This is a genomic window from Komagataeibacter kakiaceti JCM 25156 (assembly GCF_000613305.1).
The window spans coordinates 1-2,770 of the sequence record NZ_BAIO01000315.1 but is presented as its reverse complement, the minus strand read 5'-3'; the positions used below and the strand labels follow the sequence as shown (position 1 = coordinate 2,770).

Genomic DNA, 2,770 nt, shown 5'->3' with positions numbered 1-2,770 from the left:
CCGCGCCGGGCACGGGGCCGTATCTGCGCCACCTGCGCCAGCGTTACTGCGGATAGGGATGAAGGGTTCTGATCTTTTAGAAATCGTCCGAACATAACCTATTGATAAAAAACAAAATATTTTGGAAGCCGCTTGAAAAAAGCTTCCTTACGCTTTATGGATCGTCTCAAAAGGTCGGCTTTTTCAATCAGACCCATCTGGTGGCGGGCGCTCCCTCCGCGCGGCCGCATCGGCGGTATGCTGCACGATCCCCTTGCCAATTCCCCCGGTTCGTGACGAGATACCGCGCGATGCACGCGAACTCCCTACCTGCCATCCGCCGCCTGCGCCACGCGGGGCTCCTGCCCGCCTGCGCCGCCCTCCTGCTTGGCGCCGTACAGAGCGCCCATGCCGCCAAACCGGCCCCGCCGCTCAATCCGCCCGCGGTGGTGGAGGATGTCGTCTCCTCGACCACCAGCGTATGGGACCGGGTGGCCGTGCTGCCCGATGGACGGCTGCTGGTCGAACTTCCCGCCTGGGCGGGCAATACGGGGCCGGGTCTGGCGGTACTGGACGCCAGCGGCACGCCCCGGCCCTACCCCGACGGCACATGGAACGATCCCGCCACGCCAGCGGAAAAGCGGCTCGTGGCCCCCGCCGATCTCCAGCTCCAGCCCGATGGCACGCTGTGGGTGCTCGATAGCGGGCAGCCCGACCCGGCGCGCAAACCCGTCGCGAACGGCCCCAAGGTTGTCAGGATCGACACCCATACGGGTCAGGTCGTGCGGACATGGGCCATCGACCCCGCCGTGCTGCGCGCGGACAGTCGCCCCGCCACCATGCGCGTGGCGCGTGGCCATGCCTTTATCGGGGATTCCGGCATTCCGGCCATGATCGTGATCCGGCTGGACAACAACCGGCAGCGGCGGCTCATGGAACACACGCCCGCGCTGACGGCGGGCCAGCCCATTACCGTGGATGGCAGGGTCATGACCAACCCGGCGGGGCATACCGCCATCATCAACATAAGCCAGATGGAAATCAGCCCCGACGGGCAATGGCTGTATTTCGAGCCGCTGTGCGGTCCGGTCTACAAGCTCGATACCGACCTGCTGGTCGATCCCGCCGTCACCCCCATCGAGCTGGAGGAAGGGCCGACCCTGTGGTACAAGACCCCCGCGCTGGGCGGCATCACGCTGGGGCCGGATGGCACGCTGTATTTCAATGATGTGTCCACCAGCAGCATCTTCCGCCTGATGCCGGACCGCGTGTACCAGAAAATCGTCACCGACAGCCGCCTGCACTGGCCCGGCGGTTCCTTCGCCACGCGGGACGGGCAGCTTTATATCCCTGCCGCCCAGCTTGATCGCACCGCGCCATTCAATGGCGGCCACAACGCCGTGCAGTGGCCGGTCCATATCTACCGCATCAATATCGGCAGCCTGCCCCCGCCCAAATTCTGACACACCACGCGCGGAATTGCGAAGGTGGGCGCATACGCCCCCTTCGCGTGGCGGTGAGTTGGCATTATGATGGCGCAATGCGCTATATTTCTACCCGGGGGGAAGCCCCCGTCCGCGATTTTTCGTCCGTTCTGCTGGCGGGGCTGGCAGAGGACGGTGGCCTGTACCTGCCCGAAAGCTGGCCCGAGCTTTCGGCATCGCAATGGCGCGCGCTGCGCGGCCTGCCCTATCCGGAACTGGCGGCCCGTGTCATCGCGCCATTCGCCGAAGGCGCCATCTCCCACGATGTGCTGAAACGGCTGTGCACCGAAGCCTATGCCCGATTCGACCACCCGGCCATCGTGCCGCTGACACAGGTGGATGACGGTTTGTTCGTGCAGGAACTGTTCCATGGCCCGACGCTGGCGTTCAAGGACATGGCCATGCAGTTGCTCGGCCGCCTGTTCGATCATGTGCTGAGCGAACGCGATGAAAGCGTAACCATCGTGGGCGCGACATCGGGCGATACCGGCTCCGCCGCCATCGAGGCCTGCCGTGGCCGCGAGCGGCTGCGCGTGGTCATCCTGCACCCCGAAGGCCGCACATCAGAGGTACAGCGCCGGCAGATGACCACGGTGCTGGAACCCAACGTGACCAACCTTGCGGTCAAGGGCACGTTCGATGACTGTCAGGATCTGGTCAAGGCCATGTTCGCGGACCTGCCCTTCCGCACGGATATGCACCTCTCGGCGGTCAATTCCATCAACTGGGCGCGGATCGCGGCCCAGGTGCCCTATTATGTCTACGCGGCCCTCGCCCTCGGCGCGCCGGACCGGGAGGTTTCGTTCGCCGTGCCGACCGGCAATTTCGGCAACGTGCTGGCCGCATGGGTCGCCCGCCGCATGGGCCTGCCCATCCGCGCGCTGTGCGTGGGCTCGAACCGCAACGACATCCTCAGCCGCTTCCTCAATGAAAACGACATGAGCATCCACGGCGTGGTGCCCAGCCTGTCACCGTCCATGGATATTCAGGTTTCGTCCAATTTCGAGCGCCTGCTGTTCGAACTGCTGGACCGCGATGCAGCCGCCTGCGCGCGCATCATGACCGAATTCCGCAAGACCGGGGTCATGAAGGTCGCGACCCCGGTATGGGATCGCGCCAATGCGCTGTTCCATGGCGTATCGCTGGATGACGCGGCCACGCTGGCGGAAATCCGCACGCTGAACAGCCGCGCCCACTATCTGGCCGATCCGCATACCGCCATTGGCATCGCGGCGGGCCGCACCTTCCGCGAGGCGGGGATTCCCATGGTGGCCATGGCCACGGCGCACCCCGCCAAGTTCCCCGAC

At 65.2% G+C, this 2,770-nt stretch carries 2 protein-coding genes; both read left to right on the top strand.

Translation table 11 applies throughout. From position 1 onward, the window contains the following. The first annotated feature begins 290 nt into the window (after positions 1-290). A complete protein-coding gene (locus JCM25156_RS12950) occupies positions 291-1,442 on the top strand; it encodes an L-dopachrome tautomerase-related protein (protein ID WP_025813406.1) in 1,152 nt (383 codons plus the stop codon). A 77-nt stretch (positions 1,443-1,519) separates the two neighbouring features. Continuing rightward, a partial coding sequence (thrC, locus tag JCM25156_RS12945; protein ID WP_025813404.1) for a threonine synthase occupies positions 1,520-2,770 on the top strand: 1,251 nt, incomplete at its 3' end.

What these genes read in the sequence shown, in the direction of transcription:
- JCM25156_RS12950 (WP_025813406.1), top strand. Translation starts at nt 291, where the DNA reads ATGCACGCGAACTCCCTACCTGCCATCCGCCGCCTGCGCCACGCGGGG.